Genomic DNA, 17,132 nt, shown 5'->3' with positions numbered 1-17,132 from the left:
CGACATCCTGGCCATCAGGCCGGCGGACGGTGAACCCGCGTCAATGAGACTCAGCGCTAATGCGGACGCGTGTTCCAGGCCGCTTCCTTGGGCGGTGGGCGCGCGCGGGAAGAGCGTGAGTACCGCGGCCAGGCTTGTCGTCGACCGTGGCGAGCACTGCCGAAGTGCTTGCCGAGACCGGCGCGGTCAACGTCGCGATGAACATGTCCACCAAATTGGAGATGAACAGTTGTGGGTCGTCCGATCGCCGTGGGCCGTATTTGTCCCAATGCCGGGCGAAATCAGCCAATGAGCGGGAAACGAAATGGCTGGCAACGCTCAGTCGCATGTTCGCGAGCGGAGCCGGCAACGGCGGGATGCGATCAAGAAGCAAAGCCTCCGCTTCGCCAATAACCCCCTCACCATTCCGGCGAACCAGATACACACCCAGCAAATCGGTCCACTGAGGATCAGTTATCTGAGTCCCGGCGAACATCTCGGCGAACAGTTCTACAAACGCGCGATCGCGCCAATCACCTGTAAGCAGTCTGCCCAGGGGCAGCACGATTGCCTCCGCCGCGGGCCGCACCCGTTTCGACGTTCTCGCCCGTTCGAGCAGCTCCTCATGATGTGCGATAACGCGCGGCACGAACCGCTGATAGATCGCACGGATAAGGCCATCGCGGCCCTCGAAGTGATATTGGATGGCCGAGGTGTTGCGCTGACCGGCGGCTTCGTTGATGTCAGCCAGCGTCGTGCCCTCCAACCCCCGCACCGCCCAAAGCTTGAGCGCAGCGTCTAGCAACTTCTCCCGGGTTGGACCGCCATCTCTTGGCACTCAGGTAGCTTACCGAGTGGCCTGACATTGGCTGGTGGCCCGACGCCGCCAGCCAGCATTACTTAGGCTTGAGGGTGATGAGAATCTCCGGCAACGGGGGTGGTGGTGGCACTACATCTGGGCGAATTGCGAGTCAGCGATCAGCCTCCCGCAAAGGCAGCCACAGAATGCTCCTGAGCCTGATTTGATGCCTTGAAATGCTGAGGGGCCCGAACGAAGACCAAAAGGTTCAACCATCACTGTGGCGAGCATCGTTAGTTACCCAGCACTTCCCGCTCAAGCCGACGCAGGTGGTGGCGCGCCGGGCCCAACAGCTGTGCGCTGGAATGCGCGCGCTTGAAGTACAGCTGGATGTCGTGCTCCCACGTGATCGCGATCCCGCCGTGCATTTGCACCGCTTCGGCGGCCGTCGCGCTGAACGCTTCGGTCGCGATGAACCGGGCCAGCGCGGCCGCCGTTGGCGACGGTTCGGCCAGCGCGTCGTCGACGACCGCCCGCGCGGCGGCAAGCTTGACGAATAGGTCGGCCATTCGATGCTTGAGCGCTTGGAAACTGCCGATCGGGCGGCCGAACTGAAACCGCTGTTTTGTGTACTCGACGGTGAGTTCAAGGCAACGTCCGGCGGCGCCGATCTGTTCGGCAGCCACCAGGATCGCCGCGATGTCGGCAATCCCCGGGTCGGTGCCCAAAGGCGTTGTGCTCCTAGGCGTCACCCGTCCCAACCGCCGGGTGGGATCCATCGTGGCGAGCGGCTCCGATAGGAAGGTTGTCCACCTGGTGAGGCGGCCGTCGCCGACCGCGACGACCACGTCGGCGACATCGCCGTTGACCACATAGTCGACAGCCCGCTGCTCTTCGCGCCGGCCCGCATCGGCGTCGAACACGACCGCGCCGATCGCGGTACCTTCGGCCAGGCGAGCCAGGGTGTCGGCGTCGGGATCGTCGGACGCCGACAGCGCGAGCTCCGCGAGGGTGGTACCGAGCAGCGGACTGGGCACCAAGCCTCTGGCCAGCTCGGCCAGTACGGTCGCGGCGTCGGCCAGGTCACCCCCGGCGCCACCGAACTCTTCCGGCACGAGCAGGGCCGCGACACCGACCTGTTCGCAAAGCAGCTTCCACAGCGACTCGTCGTAGCCCCGCTCGGAGGCGATCGCGTCGCGCACCGCTTTGGGCCCGGCATGCTTGGTGACCAGTCCACGCACCGTCTCGCGGAGCAAATCACGTTCTTCGGTCACGGTCCCAGTCCGATCTTCGTTCAGAGCGGGCGATTAGTAATCACATTTTCTTAGTAAGAGCCTGTGCTTAGTAAGTTAGGCTACAGCCGTGATCGACGTTCAGGAGTTCCGGGCCGAGGTACGCGAGTGGCTGGCGGACAACCTGGTCGGCGAGTTTGCCGCGCTGAAGGGTCGAGGCGCCCAAGGCCGCGAGCAGGAGGCGTTCGAAGAGCGCCTAGCGTGGAATCAACACCTCGCGGCCGCTGGGCTGACCTGCCTGGGCTGGCCCGAGGAGCACGGGGGACGGGGGCTGTCGGTCGAGCATCGGGTCGCCTTCTACGAGGAATACGCGTTGGCGCAGGCTCCCACAAAGGTCAACCACTTCGGGGAGGAGCTACTCGGCCCGACGCTGATCGAGTTAGGAACGCCCGAGCAGCAGGCGCGCTTTCTCCCCCATATTCTGGACGTCACCGAGCTCTGGTGCCAGGGCTATTCTGAGCCCGGGGCAGGCAGCGACCTGGCTAACGTGTCGACCAGCGCAGTGCTCGACGGCGATCAGTGGGTGATTAACGGGCAGAAGGTGTGGACTTCGCTGGCCAAGGAGGCGCAGTGGTCCTTCGTCCTGACGCGCACGGAGAAGGGTTCGCAACGTCACGCCGGCCTTTCGTATCTCCTTGTGCCGCTGGATCAGCCGGGCGTCGAAATACGCCCGATCGTCCAACTGACCGGGGATTCCGGATTCAATGAGGTGTTTTTCGACGACGCGCGCACAGACGCCGACCTGGTGGTCGGTACACCGGGCGACGGCTGGCGGGTCGCGATGGCGACGCTGTCGTTCGAGCGCGGGGTATCGACGCTCGGTCAGCAAATCGTCTATGCGCGTGAGCTTGCCGCCGTGGCCGACCTCGCCAAACGGAACGGGACCGCCGAGGATCCGGTGATCCGCGAGCGGCTGGCCCGCGCGTGGGCGGGCCAGCGGGCGATGCGGTCCTATGTGCTGGCCACCATGGGCCTCAAGCAAGACCGGACCCGGGCCGGCGGTGGCCTCGACAACGGCCAGGACAACGTCTCGAAGTTGTTGTGGGCCAACTGGCATCGTGATCTCGGCGACCTTGTGATGGACATCCTCGGCCAGAGCGGCATGACGCTGGCCGACGGCGACCTCGACGACTGGCAGCGGATGTACCTGTTCTCGCGGGCCGGCACGATCTACGGCGGCAGCAACGAGATCCAGCGCAACATCATCGCCGAGCGGGTGCTCGGCCTCCCCAGGGAGGCGCGCGGATGAGGGTGGCGATGCGTCATCACAACGCCCCAATGAGTGAAGGAGTCTGAAGATGCCCGAGGCCTACGTCATCGACGCTGTACGAACCGCGGTCGGCAAGCGCAACGGCGCACTGTCGCACGTGCATCCCGTCGACTTAGGCGGGCTCGCGTTTCACGGGATCTTCGACCGCGTCGACGTGGACCCTGCCGCCGTTGACGACGTCATCGTGGGCTGCGTCGACGCGCTTGGCCCACAGGCCGGCAACATCGCGCGCAACGCCTGGCTGGCCGCCGGCTACCCCGAGGAGGTGCCGGGGGTGACCGTCGACCGCAATTGCGGCTCCGGGCAGCAAGCGATTTCCTTTGGTGCTCAAGCAATCATGTCCGGTACCGCAGACGTCATCCTGGCCGGGGGCATGCAGAACATGAGCCGGATCCCGATCGCGTCGGCGATGGGGGGCGGGGCGCCATTCGGCTACACGTCTCCAACCAACGAGTCCGAGGGTTGGCTGAAACGCTATGGCGACCAGGAGATCTCGCAGTTCCGCGCCAGCGAGATGATCGCCGAAAAGTGGAACATCTCCCGCGAGGAGATGGAGCAGTTCGCGCTCACCAGCCACGAACGGGCACTCGCGGCCATCCAAGCCGGCCATTTCGACAACGAGATCATTCCGGTCGGCGACTTCCGCGTTGACGAGGGGCCGCGCGAGACGTCGCTCGAGAAGATGGCCGCGTTGCCAACGCTGATCAAGGGCGGCAGGCTCACCGCAGCGGTGGCCAGCCAGATATCGGACGGCGCGAGCGCTGTGCTGCTGGCGTCCGAGCGAGCGGTCAAGGACCACGGCCTCACGCCGCGCGCCCGCGTCCATCACATCAGCGTCCGCGGCGCCGATCCGGTGTTCATGCTCACCGCCCCGATCCCGGCCACCCGCTACGCGCTGGAAAAGACCGGAATGTCCATCGACGACATCGACACCGTCGAGATCAACGAGGCGTTCGCCCCAGTTGTGCAGGCCTGGCTCAAGGAGATCAAGGCCGACCCGGAAAAGGTCAACCCCAGCGGCGGTGCGATCGCCCTCGGACACCCGCTCGGCGCGACCGGCCCCAAGCTGTTTGCCACCATGCTCAACACGCTGGAACGCACCGGTGGTCGCTTCGGCTTGCAAACGATGTGTGAAGGCGGCGGCGTCGCCAACGTCACCATCATCGAGCGCCTGTGATGCCGGCTGTGACGTCCCTGTCGACGGGGCGGGGTGTGACGTGACAGAACCGCTGAATCGTCCGCTGCCGCCGGTCACCCCCGAGACCGAATTCTTCTGGGCCTCGGGCGCCGACGGGCAGTTGCGGTTCCTGGAATGCCTCGACTGCAGCGCGCTGATCCATCCGCCGCAACCGGTTTGTCGGCACTGCCGGTCGAAGAAGACGGGCGTGCGAATAGTCTCCGGGCAGGCGACCCTGGCGGGCTTCACCGTCAATCACCGGTTCAGCATTCCGGGGAAGCCTCCCCCGTACGTGATCGCTCAGGTCGCCATCGTCGAGGATCCGCGGGTTCGGATGACCACCAACATCGTGGCGGACTGCGATCCAGAACAACTCGAGCTCGGGATGTTGTTGGAGGTCGAGTTCGAGCAGACCGCTGACGAAAACATCTGGCTGCCGGTGTTTCGGCCGGCGGCTGAGCAGCCGGAGGCGGCGCCGCAGGCACCCGACGAGATTCCACTGGAGCGAATCGGCGAATACGTCCGGCCGATGGTGAGCCAGGACAAGTACGAGGACAAGGTCGCGCTCACCGGCATCGGGATGTCGCAGATCGGCCGCCGGCTGATGCGGCCACCATTGTCACTGACCGTCGAAGCGTGCGAGGCCGCGGTCGCCGACGCCGGGCTGACGCTCGACGATATCGACGGGTTGTCGACCTACCCGGGCATGGGTGGCTTCGGAGGTTTCTCCGAAGGCGGAGTGACGGGCCTCGCGTCGGCGCTCGGGCTCCGGCCGACCTGGTTCAACGGGGCGATGGAAACGTTCGGCCCCAGCGGACCGTTGGTCGCCGCGATGTTCGCCGTCGCCAGCGGCTTCGCCTGTCACGTTTTGTGCTACCGCACCCTGTGGGAATCCACCCATACCGAGCTGGTGCGGCAGGGCAGGGTCGCCCCGTTGGTGCGCGACGACCCCTTGCGCCCGTACGGGCCCGAGGCGCAGCAGTGGTTCATCCCGTTTGGTTTGGTCTCGGCGGCTAACACCATCGCGCAAATCGCGCAGCGCTATTTCCACCGCTACGGAACCAGCAGGGAAACCCTCGGGTGGATCGCGTTGAATCAGCGCGCCAACGCCGCGCTGCACCCGAGCGCCATCTATCGCACGCCGCTGACGATGGCGGACTACCTCGAGGCGAGGATGATCACCACGCCGCTGGGCCTCTATGACTGCGACGTCCCATGTGACGGGGCGGTCGCGATCATCGTGTCCCACGTGGATGCGGCGCGCGATATGGCCAAACCACCGGTATTGGTGGAGGCCGTCGGAACCCAGCTGATCGAGCGCCTCGAGTGGGACCAGAGCACGTTGACCCATGAGCCGCTCACATTCGGCCAAGCCGCGCACATGTGGTCGCGAACCTCGTTGCGCCCCAAGGATGTCGACGTAGCGGAGCTGTACGACGGGTTTACCATCAACTGCCTGTCCTGGATCGAGGCGCTCGGGTTCTGCGGCATCGGTGAGGCCAAGGACTTCCTCGCCGGCGGCCACAACATCGCGCGAGACGGTGTGCTGCCGTTGAACACGCACGGCGGTCAGCTCTCACACGGGCGCACGCACGGCATGGGCCTGGTTCACGAGGCGGTCACACAACTGCGAGGAGAAGCCGGTGAACGTCAGATACCGGGTGCGCAGGTCGGCGTCGTGAGCTGCGGTGGAGTCACTCCCAGCATCGCAATGCTGTTGCGGGCGGACACCTGATGAACATCGACCGGTCCGCCATCGGGCGTGAGCTTCCCAGCACGTCGCTGCTGATTACCCGCAGCAGGTTGCGCGCCTTTGCGAAGGCCACCGGACAGCAGGATCCGACCTACACGGATGTCGACGCGGCTAGACAAGCCGGGCACCGCGACCTGCCGGTACCACCGACCTTCTTCTATTCCATCGACCTGGAGTCGCCCAACCCCGCTGCGTACCTCGAAGATCTCGGGGTCGACCTGCGCACCGCACTGCACGGCGAGCAGGAATTCACCTATCACCAGATGGCCTATGCCGGAGACAAATTGACCTCGACGTGTCGCATTACCGACATCTACGAGAAGAAGGGCGGTCTACTCGGGTTCATCATCCGCGAGTCAACCGTCACTAACCAGGCCGGTGAGAAAGTGGCGACGATGCGCAACACCGTCGTCGTACAACATGACCGCAAGAAAGACCTGTCGTGACCACACTCATCCCGCAGGTCGGCGCCGAGGTGCCGCCGTTGCGTATCGAACCGATCTCCCGGACAACCCTGGCCCTGTTCGCCGGCGCGTCCGGTGACCCCAACCCGATCCACATCGACATCGACAATGCCAAGTCCGCCGGCCTCGACGACGTATTCGCCCACGGCATGCTGTCCATGGCCTATCTCGGCCGATTGCTCACCGACATCGTTCCGCAGCAACAACTTCGGTCCTACCGGGTGCGGTTCGCCGCGATCACCCCGGTGCATGCACAGCCGACCTGCACCGCCACCGTGGCCTCGGTCGATGCGGTCGACGACGAGCGCCGGGCGACCCTCGACCTGACGGTGACTTTGTCCGACGGCACCGTGACCCTGCGCGGCGAGGCCGTCGTCGCCCTCGAGTGACGGGCAGCGGCCAGGGGTCAGGAGAGACCGAGCGACTCGTACGCCGTTGCCGGAACCTTGAATCCGTCCACATCCATGACCTCGTCGATACTGGCGGCGACGTCTTCGATCGTCAGGCCCTCCTTGTCGATGCCAGTCGTTTCCGCAATGAAGGCGCGGCCTACGTGCCCGCCGAAGGCGGTCAAGGTTTCGCCGGAAACGGCGCAGTCTTCATGGCAGAGGTAGGCGACGACGGGCGCCACGATCTCCGGGGTGAAGGTCAACAGGCCCTTTTCCGGCATGATGCCCTCGGTCATCCGACTGTTGGCACCCGGCGAAATGGCATTGGCTTTGATATTGCGCTTCTCGCCTTCGATGGCGATGCATTTGGTCAAGCCGATCAGGCCGGCCTTGGCCGCCGCATAGTTGGATTGACCGAAACCGCCGTACAGGCCCGCCGCCGAGGTGGTCGACACGATGCGGCCGTAGCCGGCCTCACGCATCATCGCGTAAGCCGGCTGCGTGACGTAGAAGGTGCCGAGTAAGTGAACGGAAAGCACCGCCTCGAACGCTTCGGCCGTCATCTTGTGAAAGCTGCTATCCCGCAAAATTCCGGCGTTGTTGACCACGATGTCCAGCCGGCCGAACTCCTTGACTGCGGTCTCGACGATGGCACGCCCGGACTCGGCAGAACTCACGGAGTGCGTACTGGCGATTGCCGTGCCACCCGCAGCCCGGATCTCATCGACGACCTTCTGGGCTGCGCTGGCGTCAGCCCCCTCGCCGTGTACTGATCCACCGAGATCGTTGACCACCACGCGTGCGCCTCGAGCCGCCAGCAGCAATGCATGGGCGCGGCCCAGTCCCCCACCGGCCCCCGTAACGATCGCCACTCGATCGTCGAACCTGTACTCGCTCAACACAATCCCCTATCGGTGACAATTAGCCGTGCTCGTGCTCGTGCTCGTAATGGGTACGCAGAAGGTTCTTGCCGTAGTCACCGCCGTTGGGTGTGCGAACGATGGTGTGCACATGGAACGGTTCGGGGACGTCGTTGTCCAGGAAGATCCCAGGATGGTTGTCGTACTCGATCAGCACGACCGGACTATGAACGCGGTAATAGAAGGGACCGTCGGGATCCCATTGCCCGATCCAGGCGAGATGCGTCTCGTCCAAGTGCCTTTCGATCTCCCGCCGACGTGACTCACGGGCCGGGCCCTGGGGCAAACCGTCGAGGTACACATCGACCAGGGCGATCAACAGTTCTCGCTGACCCGCGCTGAGGTCGTCACCGCGCAGCCCCTCGTAGGGGAGGACCAGGTTGTCGCGTCCGGCACCGGCTCGGTGGCGTCCGTCGATGATTCCGGCCAGGGCGTGGGGCAGCTCGTCAGCCAGCATCGAGCCATACAGTTGAGCTTTGCTCTGCTCCCGCGGGCCCAGACTGTTCATGAACATCAAGGCGTTGCTGCGGTGTTTGGCGAAAAGCGTCTCGGCCCGGAACTCGCATCCGAGGAAAGCAGGCGTCATCACCAGATGCCCGTCGAGCATCACCGCGTGCAGATCGACGTGGTGGCCGGCCAGCTGCCACCCCCACGGTTCGTTCGGCTGCGTGGGATCGCCGAAGATGGTGAACCAATAACACCATTCGGTCAGCGTGTCGTGGTAGTCGTCGACGAATTCGCCGAGCTCGGCGTTCAGTTGCATGGCCATGCGTAACTGCCCGAAACCCTCTGGGCTCAACGTCGCTTTGATCACCGCCAGCGCGGCTTGCCGACATTCCATGGTCAATTCCTGCAACAGCAGACCGTGCTCGGGAAACGTCAGGAACGCGTTGGTCCACAAGCGCCACTCGGGGACGTCGAACGGTAACGACGCCTTAACCCGTTCGGAGGTCTCCAGCGAGCGCAGGTAACTTTGCGCCGCGCGGCCCGCCGGTTCGGGGTCGAAGCCGCCGCGAATTTTTTCGCGACGGATCACCGGTTGCCCGTCGGTGGTGACACCCACGAACGGCTCGCGGGCGTTGGCTTCCACCGGGGGAAGTTCCGCATCGCCCAATAACTCGATCAGCCCGGCCAACGCTGCCGGGTCGTTGAAGTCGGCCGCACCGCGCCGTAACGGGAAGGGCCCTTTGCGTGGGTGGTATCCGTGATAGTCGGCCGCGGTGTTGGTCATCGGCCTAGTGAGCCAGTGGTGATGCCGAACAGATCCTCACCAGTGGTCGAGAACTCGACCCCGCGGTCCCACGGCTGATCCGGGGCCGGCGGCGGAACCAGTATCGATAGGTGCTTTTCAGTGCGGGTCCCGTCGTTGTACTGACGGTGCGGGACACCGGCCGGAAGCACCGCCAGGGCGGGCGCTTCAACGTGGTGGATGTGCAGGGCGACCTCGACGGTGAGAGTCCCCTCGAGAACCAGGTAGTACTGGTCGAACTCGTGAACATGTGTCCCCGGGCCGCCGCCACCGGGATCCACTTCGGCATACATGAGCGCTGCGTTGGCCGATCCGTTGTCTTGATCGATGAGAAGTTGAATCCGAAATCCGGGCTTGGCCTCCAGCAACGAGCCAGGATCGACCGTCAGAACGAAGCCCTCCAGCGCGGCCCGGCGGTCGGGGGGAATTTCTGCTGCAGAAGAGACCGGGATCGCGACCGGGGCCCCGACCACGGGAGTAGGCGCAAGCATCTCGAAATGCAGTTCGGTGCCGGGACCGTCGTTCCAATTGCAGTGCGGAAGCCCGGCAGGAATGAACACCAATGTGTTGGGGCCGATCGAGTGGGTGTCCTCGCCCAATCGCACATTCATGTGGCCCTCGGTCAGAAAGTAGACCTGGTCGCAATGGTGGTAATGCAGGTCAGGCCCGCACCCGCCCTCCTGGATGTAACTCGCGATCATGGTGGCGCCTTCGTTGAACCACAGAATCTGAGCGTGATAGCCCGGATATCCCGTGTCGAAGGCACGGCCTTCGGATAGGGGGCGCACGAAGTCCACAGCGAATTCCCTTCTCGCGGCTCACGGTCGGCTGGTTCGACTCCGCAAAGCACTTGGGCAAGTTCCGGGGCGCGGCTGTCGACGACGCCCCTCGGGCTTCCGCGGCGCTTTACCTGGCTCACCGTCGTCCCCACCAGTGCCTCTGCCTGGGGCTCTTCCTTCGGCGCATCCTTGGACATGCACTCCACCGGAAAGTCCATCCGCTTCTCGAACACCGCGTCCCTTGCCGCGTGGGTCGAGGAACCCGCACTCGGCTTGGTAGACCTGAACCGGGAAGCCGATCATCACGGCCACAGGCGGCCCCGTGGGCAGGGACATCGCTTCTCCTTCGCGCGGCTCGAGCGCGGTGAGCTCATTAATCGATATTCATTACTACCACATGCCCGGCCCGTACCAAATGGGTTGACACAGCCATGCGAGCGACCGATGATCACACCGTCAGATAATTTAATCGCATGCAATTAGTTTGGGGTGCTCAGAATGAAACTGGCGCGCTACCGCGCAGCAGGTCAGGTGTCGTGGGGCGCGATCGTCGGTGACGACGTACACCCCCTGGACGGGTCCTTCGACGAGTGGGCTGGACGGATCACCACCGGGGGCGCTGCAGCGGCCCCACTCTCCGCACGATCCGTGCCGCTCTCGGACGTCCAGCTGCTCAGCCCCGTCGCCCCTAGCGCGCGGCTTTTTGCAATCGGTGTCAACTACGCCTCTCACACCCCGATGGCGTCCGCTGAGGCACGTCGGGACACCACACTGTCTTTCACGGTGCCGATGGAAAGCGTGATCGGACCCGACGAGGAGATTCGGTATCCAACCATCACCGACATGCTCGACTACGAAGTCGAGTTGGTGGGTGTGTTGGGCAAGCCCCTGGTGGCCGGCGAGCCGGCTGTCAGGTCGGTGCTCGGTTACACGATCGGATGCGATACCAGCGCCCGCGATACGGGAATGCTGCCCAACGCACCGGTCGACTTCTACTCGATGAAGGGCATCGACGCGACCAAGCCGCTCGGTCCGTGGATCGTCACGCGCGATGAGCTGGGCGGCGACGAGCAGCCCGACCTGATGCAGACCACGAGGATTAACGGCGAGGTGCGACAGCACGAGTCGACAGCCGGGATGACGTGGGGGGTGGAGCGCTGCCTGCAGTGGATCGACAAGCGCTCGGCACTGCACTCCGGCGATCAGGTCTGGTTCGGCACGCCGGGCGGCGTCGCGCTCGAAGACGAAATGCGCCAGCCCGGCACCGGCCGGTTCCTGAACCCCGGCGACCAGCTCGAGTTCGAAATCCAGGGAATCGGGTTGCTACGTAGCCGCGTCGGTCCCAAAAGCCCTCACCACGAAGGCTTCCCCTGGTTTCAGATCCCCGCGCTGGCGGTCGGCCCCGGAGGCGCATGACGGACCATACACAAGCTATGTGTCGATGACCGAGGGAAACCCCGTCGTCGTCAAGACAACCAGCGGTGATGTTCAAGGCCGCCGGCGCGGCAAAGTCAGCCGCTTCCTGGGCGTCCCCTACGGCGCACCCACCGGGGGGGCGGCTCGCTTCACGCCCGCCGGCCCCCCCGAACCGTGGACCGGGGTCTTCGATGCCGTCATCAGCGGGCCGTCGTGTCCCCAGCCTCAGCTCGACGAGCGGTTGCGGCAGGGCCTCCGCGCATACCTGGGCGGCTACGACGTCGTCCCGTTGCCGGGGACGGGAAAAGAAGGGCCCAGTGAGGCCTGCCTCGTCCTGAACGTCACCACACCCGCAGCCGACGACGCGGGCCGGCCTGTGATGGTGTGGCTGCACGCCGGCGCGTGGGTCATCGGCGCGGGAACGAGCCACTTTTACGACGGCGAGCGACTCGCCACCCGCGGGGATGTCGTGGTGGTGTCGATCAATCACCGACTCGGGCCGCTGGGGTTTTCCAACCTGGCCGAGGTGGGCGGCGAGAAGTTCGCTCGGTCCGGCAACGTCGGGGTCCTCGACATCGTTCTGGCACTGGAGTGGGTGCGAGACAACATCGTCCGCTTCGGCGGTGACCCGGACAACGTGACGCTGTTCGGCCAGTCCGGCGGAGGCCGCAAGGGCACCTTCATGCTGGCCATGCCTGCTGCCAAGGGGCTTTTCCATCGGGTGATAATCCAAAGCGGAGCGCAACTTCGGGCACCGGCACCGGAGGTATCCGCGCGCAAGGCCGCCGCGATGATGCGAGCACTCGGACTTCGCGAGGACCAGGTGCGGGAGCTGCAACGCGTGCCCGCCGACCGCCTCATCGCGGCGAGCGGGACCGGGTTCTCCCTCCAACCGATGGTGGACGGCCAGGACGTGCCTGCCGATCCCATCGATGCGATCGAGGCGGGTCTGGGGTCCGATGTCCCCGTCATCGTGGGTGCCACCCGCGACGACGAAGCAGTCGCGCTTCTGTACGAACCACGGTTCAACGAGCTCGACGAGGGCGGCCTGCGGGTCGAGCTCGACCGCCTGATCGGCCGCGAGACCGCCGAGTTCGTGCTCCCGACGTACCGTGCCTGCCGCCCAACGGCATCGCCGTTGGAGATTTTCGTCGCCGTACTCTCCGACTGCAATCGGCGCATGCCTGCGATTCGGTTGGCCGAGACCATCGTCGGTCGGGGGCGGGCGAACGTTTACACGTATCTGTTCTCCTACCCCGACCCGTCCAAGGGCTGGGCGTTGCATGCGGGCGATCTGCCGTTCACCTTCGATTTGCTCGACCCGCACCGCACCGACATCGCAGTCGCGCAGCCCCTTGCCGACCAGCTCAGCGGCGCGTGGGTGGCGTTCGCTCGCAGCGGCGACCCCAACCACCCAGGTATCCCCCGGTGGGACGCTTACGACTTCGAGCGACGGGCAACGATGGTGTTCGGCACCGACACAACTTGCGTCCCGGACGCCTACGGCGTCGAGCGCCGCGCTTGGGGCGATTTGGCTCTCGCGGGCGGCACGCCCAACTGGTGACCATGATGCAACCGCAACAGAGTCCGGCCGGTCCGCTCGCGGGCGTCAAGGTGCTCGGCCTGACGCGGGCCCGGGCGGGACCCACGTGCACGCGCCAACTCGCCGACCTGGGTGCCGACGTCGTCGAGATCAGCGCGCCCGGGGACGACTTGAGCTCGGCGGCGTTCGGCGGGTCGGACGGAGTCAATCTCAACCGCAACAAGCGATCGATGACCTTGGATCTGAGGACGCCCGCGGGCCTCGAAATCTTTCTCGAGCTGGTCGATCGCAGCGACGTGGTGGTGGAAAACTTCCGGCCGGGCGTGAAGCATCGGCTTGGCATCGACCCCCAGTCGTTGATGAAGCGCAACCCTCGCCTGGTGTACGCGAGCCTGTCAGGGTTCGGGCAGGACGGCCCCTACGCCGACCGTCCCGCGGTCGACCAGGTCATCCAGGGCATGTCGGGGCTGATGAGCGTGACCGGTCCGCCCGGATCGGGTCCATGGCGAACGGGCATCGCCGTGTTCGACGTGGCCACAGGTCAAATGCTCGCCCAAGGAATAATCGCTGCGCTGTTCGCCCGCGAACGAACAGGTCGGGGTCAGTGGGTGCATACCTCGCTGCTCGAAACGGCCATCTCGATGATGGACTTCCAGGCCGTCCGCTGGCTGATCGACGGAGTGGTCCCGGCATCCACCGGAAACGCGCACCCGAGCATGCCGCTCAAGGGAGGATCGACGCTCGCGACGAGCGACGGCTACGTCAACGTGGCGGCCCTGGGCGGCATCGACCGCCTGCTGGCGGCGATCGGGCTCGAGGCGGTTGACGGCGAAGCAGCCGACCGGCTGCAGGAGCGGGTGGCGGCCGTCCTGGCAAGCCGGACCACCGCCGAGTGGGTCGACCAATTGGCCGGCGTTGTCCCCTGCGGCCCCGTGCTCCAGATGGACGAAGTCTTTGCGGACCCCCAGGTCGAGCACCTGAACATGTCCTGTCCCGTCACCGCCGAGGGTGGTCGGGTGGTGAACGTGCTTCGCGCGCCGCTCAACTTCTCCGAGACCAAGCCATCCGTGCGACGGGGGCCGTATCGACCGGGCGAGCACACCGAGGAATTGCTCGCCGAGCTCGCGCACGGCAGCGTCGATGCCGGGCGCGTGCCATGACGAGCGAGTTGTTGCTGGACATCGATGGGGCGATCGCCACCATCACATTCAGCAACCCGGCCAAGCGGAACGCGCTGACGCTGCACATGCGTCGCGCACTGGTCTCCATGGTCAACAAGGTGCACGACGACCCGGCCGTGCGAGTCGTCGTCCTGACGGGGGACGGTGACGAGGCGTTCGTCGCCGGCGCCGACCTCTCCGAGCTGGCGGGAGACGCCACAGCGGCGGAAATCCTCAGCGAGGCCGAACAATTCGACGCGGAACTGGCCGCCGCGTGGGACCGCCTGGAGAAGCCGGTCGTCGCGATGATCCACGGATACTGCATCGGTGCCGGGCTGATGTTGGCACTCGACGCGGACCTTCGCATCGCCGCCGAGGGCAGCCAGTTTGCGATCCCGGCGGCTCGGCTGGGGCTGGGATTGGGGCCCCGCTACGTCGAGGGGCTCGCCGCGGCGGTCGGAAGCTCATGGGCGGCCGAGATGCTCTTTTCCGCACGACGGCTCTCGGCGGCAGAGGCACTTCGCATCGGTCTCGTCAACCACGTCGTCGACCCAAATGAACTGCGCACGTTCACCATGGCGCTGGCCGCTGAGATCGCCCAGAACGCGCCGCTGACGATCGCCGCGAGCAAGGCGGCGATCCGTCAGCTCCGCCTCGAGCCAGCGCAGCGCGACCGCGCCCGTGTGGAAACGATGGCCGAAGCCTGCATGCGGTCGGCCGACCTTGCAGAGGGCCAGACCGCCTTCAGGGAGAAGCGACCGCCCAGGTTCACCGGCCGGTGAGCCTGCACCCCAGAAAGAGAACCCACTACACGAAAGGAACGGAGGGGTCCCGATGCCTCAGATCGCAGAGCTTGGCCATGTCGGCTTGTTCGTGAACGACCTCGAGCGCTCCAAGAAGTTCTACACCGAGCTACTAGGGCTACAGGTCACCGACGAGGATGCGAACATGAAGATGGTCTTCCTCAGCTCACGCCCTGATCATGAGCATCATGAGCTCCTCCTCTGCGGCGGGCGTGACGCGCCGCCCGGCGCGAAAGTAGTCCAGCAGGTCTCGTTCCGCTGCCCGACGCTCGAAGACGTGCTCGAGTACTACAAGCGCTTCGTCGCCGCGGAGGTGCCCATCCAGATGACGATCACCCACGGCAACGCGATCGGCGTCTACTTCGAGGATCCCGACGGCAATACTGCAGAGGTTTACTGGCCGACTGGCATCCCGGCCGTCCAGCCCTTCGGTCAGCTGCTGGACTTGACGGAGACGCCGGACGAGCTCATGCGGCAGGTTCGTGAATACGTCAAAGCGGCAGACGGGAAATCATCCCTGGCCGATATCTAGTACCGGCTCTCCGCGGGTAACTGCCGTTGTCGCCTGGACGATGGTGGTTCTCCGTCGCGGGCGTGCGACCGGGCTCGGCGACGTAATCGGCGAGCCCGAAAGATCTTCAAAACCGAGGGGGCGACTGGAAATGGCAGACGTTCCTCCACTCGGCGTTCAGATTTCGCAGCGGGCCGCGCAGGCACCCGAGCACCCGGCGGTCACCTGTGCGGGCCGCACCATCACCCGGAGCGAACTCGACGCTTCCACCAACCGGCTGGCCCGCGCCTATGCCGAACTGGGAGTGGGCCGTGGAGACTACCTGACGATCGCGTTACCGAACTCAATCGAGTTCTTCCAGGCCGCGATCGCAGCCTGGAAGCTCGGGGCGATTCCCCAACCGCTATCGCCGCGACTGCCCGAGGCCGAATTCGAGGCGATCCTGCGGCTGCACCCCCGAGTGCTGCTAGTCGGGCGCCCAGACCCACACGGCGAAATCCCCAGCATCCCGAGGGGATTCACGCCTGAACCCGGATTGTCTGACGCCGAGCTGCCCGAGGCGGTGTCTCCGGCATGGAAGGTGATGGCATCCGGGGGCAGCACGGGCCGGCCGAAACTTATCGAAGCCGGCAACGACGGCCGCGTCGACCTCGCTCCGTTTGGTCGTGCGCTGGGCGCCACAGACGATGACACCCAACTCATATCGGTGCCGCTGACCCACAACACCGGAATGATGTCCGCCGCGGTTGGCCTGACGAGGGGACACCACATCGTGCTCATGCCACGGTTCGAACCGGCGGAGTTTTTGCGCCTGGTCGCTGAGCACCGTATCGACTGGCTGTTTACCGTGCCGACGATCATGCATCGACTGTTGGCGGTCTACGACAAGGACCCGACAGCATATGACCTGTCCTCGATTCGGCAGATGGGGCATGTCGGGGCGCCGTGCCCGCCCAGTGTCAAAAAACGGTGGATCGAGATACTCGGTCCCGATGCAGTTTGGGAAGTGTACGGCGGCACCGAGGCTCAGGCATTCACGGTGATCGGCGGCCGCGATTGGCTAGAGCACCCCGGTTCGGTCGGCAAGGTGGCCGGAGGCGAGATGAAGGTCCTCGACGACGAAGGCCGGAAGTGCCCACCCGGCGTGGTGGGCGAAGTCTTCATGCGGCCGGTGCCGGGCAGCCCGCCCGCCTACCGCTACATCGGCGCCACAGCCAAAACCCGCGATGGGTGGGACTCGTTGGGCGATCTCGGTTACTTCGATGAAGACGGCTTCCTCTACCTCAACGACCGACGCGTGGATATGTTCACCGTTGGCGGCCGGAACGTCTACCCCGCCGAAATCGAGAACGCCCTTTCGGCCCATCCGGACGTGTTGTCCTGCCTTGTGGTCGGCGTCCCCGACGACGACCTCGGCCAAGTACCGTACGCCTTGGTGCAAGCCGAGGGCCTTGACGAAGCCGCGGTAATCGACTTTCTGGCCGAGCGCATCGCCTCATACAAGGTGCCGCGAAGCGTAGAGTTCGTCGCCGCGCCATTGCGCGACGATGCGGGGAAGGCGCGGCGATCGGCGGTGCGCGACGCTGTAATCGCACGGCTCGCCGACACACGCGCCTGACCGGATCGCT

General features: G+C 65.3%; 16 protein-coding genes. 11 read left to right on the top strand and 5 right to left on the bottom strand.

The window, feature by feature from the left end; genetic code table 11:
* Positions 1-40: 40 nt before the first annotated feature.
* Together AWC19_RS14265 and ipdE2 are read right to left on the bottom strand one after the other, a co-directional pair.
* Positions 41-817: a TetR/AcrR family transcriptional regulator gene (locus tag AWC19_RS14265; protein WP_085078707.1), complete on the bottom strand. Its 777-nt coding sequence runs from the start codon at positions 815-817 to the stop codon at positions 41-43.
* 254 nt (positions 818-1,071) lie between these two features.
* Positions 1,072-2,052, bottom strand: coding sequence for an acyl-CoA dehydrogenase IpdE2 (ipdE2, locus tag AWC19_RS14260; protein WP_085078706.1), 981 nt, complete (start codon positions 2,050-2,052; stop codon positions 1,072-1,074).
* Between the two features lie 88 nt (positions 2,053-2,140).
* On the opposite strand from ipdE2, the gene ipdE1 reads away from it, so the two are divergent.
* Genes ipdE1 through AWC19_RS14235 form a run of 5 tightly spaced genes read left to right on the top strand, consistent with a single transcriptional unit; the run spans position 2,141 to position 7,123 of the window.
* On the top strand, positions 2,141-3,319 hold the full coding sequence (gene ipdE1, locus AWC19_RS14255; protein WP_085078705.1) for an acyl-CoA dehydrogenase IpdE1: 1,179 nt from the start codon (positions 2,141-2,143) through the stop codon (positions 3,317-3,319).
* 49 nt (positions 3,320-3,368) lie between these two features.
* Positions 3,369-4,517: a steroid 3-ketoacyl-CoA thiolase FadA6 gene (fadA6, locus tag AWC19_RS14250; protein WP_085078704.1), complete on the top strand. Its 1,149-nt coding sequence runs from the start codon at positions 3,369-3,371 to the stop codon at positions 4,515-4,517.
* A 40-nt stretch (positions 4,518-4,557) separates the two neighbouring features.
* Positions 4,558-6,252, top strand: a complete 1,695-nt coding sequence (locus AWC19_RS14245; RefSeq protein ID WP_245848969.1) for a thiolase C-terminal domain-containing protein — start codon at positions 4,558-4,560, stop codon at positions 6,250-6,252.
* The gene (locus AWC19_RS14240; protein WP_211284928.1) at positions 6,252-6,716 is read left to right on the top strand and encodes a MaoC family dehydratase N-terminal domain-containing protein; all 465 of its coding nucleotides are present in this window, start codon (positions 6,252-6,254) and stop codon (positions 6,714-6,716) included. Before AWC19_RS14245 ends, AWC19_RS14240 begins: the two co-directional genes overlap by 1 nt.
* Positions 6,713-7,123: a MaoC/PaaZ C-terminal domain-containing protein gene (locus AWC19_RS14235; RefSeq protein ID WP_085078702.1), complete on the top strand. Its 411-nt coding sequence runs from the start codon at positions 6,713-6,715 to the stop codon at positions 7,121-7,123. Before AWC19_RS14240 ends, AWC19_RS14235 begins: the two co-directional genes overlap by 4 nt.
* A 17-nt stretch (positions 7,124-7,140) precedes the next feature.
* On the opposite strand, the gene AWC19_RS14230 is transcribed toward AWC19_RS14235, so the two are convergent.
* The 3 genes from AWC19_RS14230 to AWC19_RS14220 are packed head-to-tail and all read right to left on the bottom strand — an operon-like array spanning position 7,141 to position 10,089.
* A complete protein-coding gene (locus tag AWC19_RS14230; RefSeq protein ID WP_085078701.1) occupies positions 7,141-8,022 on the bottom strand; it encodes an SDR family oxidoreductase in 882 nt (293 codons plus the stop codon).
* A 22-nt stretch (positions 8,023-8,044) separates the two neighbouring features.
* Positions 8,045-9,274, bottom strand: coding sequence for a DUF3500 domain-containing protein (locus AWC19_RS14225; protein WP_085078700.1), 1,230 nt, complete (start codon positions 9,272-9,274; stop codon positions 8,045-8,047).
* A complete protein-coding gene (locus AWC19_RS14220; protein ID WP_085078699.1) occupies positions 9,271-10,089 on the bottom strand; it encodes a cupin domain-containing protein in 819 nt (272 codons plus the stop codon). The genes AWC19_RS14225 and AWC19_RS14220 overlap by 4 nt, the downstream gene beginning before the upstream one ends.
* 480 nt (positions 10,090-10,569) lie before the next feature.
* Here AWC19_RS14220 and AWC19_RS14215 point away from each other — a divergent pair, with 480 nt between their 5' ends.
* The 6 genes from AWC19_RS14215 (at position 10,570) to AWC19_RS14190 (ending at position 17,122) form a co-directional block, all read left to right on the top strand.
* Complete coding sequence (locus AWC19_RS14215; RefSeq protein WP_085078698.1) at positions 10,570-11,487, top strand: fumarylacetoacetate hydrolase family protein; 918 nt, start codon at positions 10,570-10,572, stop codon at positions 11,485-11,487.
* 25 nt (positions 11,488-11,512) lie between these two features.
* Positions 11,513-13,051, top strand: coding sequence for a carboxylesterase/lipase family protein (locus AWC19_RS14210; RefSeq protein ID WP_142281172.1), 1,539 nt, complete (start codon positions 11,513-11,515; stop codon positions 13,049-13,051).
* A gap of 2 nt (positions 13,052-13,053) precedes the next feature.
* Positions 13,054-14,190 carry a CaiB/BaiF CoA transferase family protein gene (locus tag AWC19_RS14205; RefSeq protein WP_085078696.1) on the top strand — a complete coding sequence of 379 codons (1,137 nt, stop codon included), beginning with the start codon at positions 13,054-13,056 and terminating at the stop codon, positions 14,188-14,190.
* The gene (locus AWC19_RS14200; protein ID WP_085078695.1) at positions 14,187-14,972 is read left to right on the top strand and encodes an enoyl-CoA hydratase-related protein; all 786 of its coding nucleotides are present in this window, start codon (positions 14,187-14,189) and stop codon (positions 14,970-14,972) included. Before AWC19_RS14205 ends, AWC19_RS14200 begins: the two co-directional genes overlap by 4 nt.
* A gap of 52 nt (positions 14,973-15,024) precedes the next feature.
* A complete protein-coding gene (locus AWC19_RS14195) occupies positions 15,025-15,525 on the top strand; it encodes a VOC family protein (protein ID WP_085078694.1) in 501 nt (166 codons plus the stop codon).
* Between the two features lie 130 nt (positions 15,526-15,655).
* Positions 15,656-17,122: an AMP-binding protein gene (locus AWC19_RS14190; RefSeq protein ID WP_085078693.1), complete on the top strand. Its 1,467-nt coding sequence runs from the start codon at positions 15,656-15,658 to the stop codon at positions 17,120-17,122.
* Positions 17,123-17,132 lie beyond the last annotated feature (10 nt).

This window comes from Mycobacterium palustre (assembly GCF_002101785.1).
GTDB classification, from domain to species: domain Bacteria; phylum Actinomycetota; class Actinomycetes; order Mycobacteriales; family Mycobacteriaceae; genus Mycobacterium; species Mycobacterium palustre.
The sequence above is the reverse complement of the archived record's forward strand: the minus strand, read 5'-3'. Positions and strand labels throughout refer to the sequence as shown.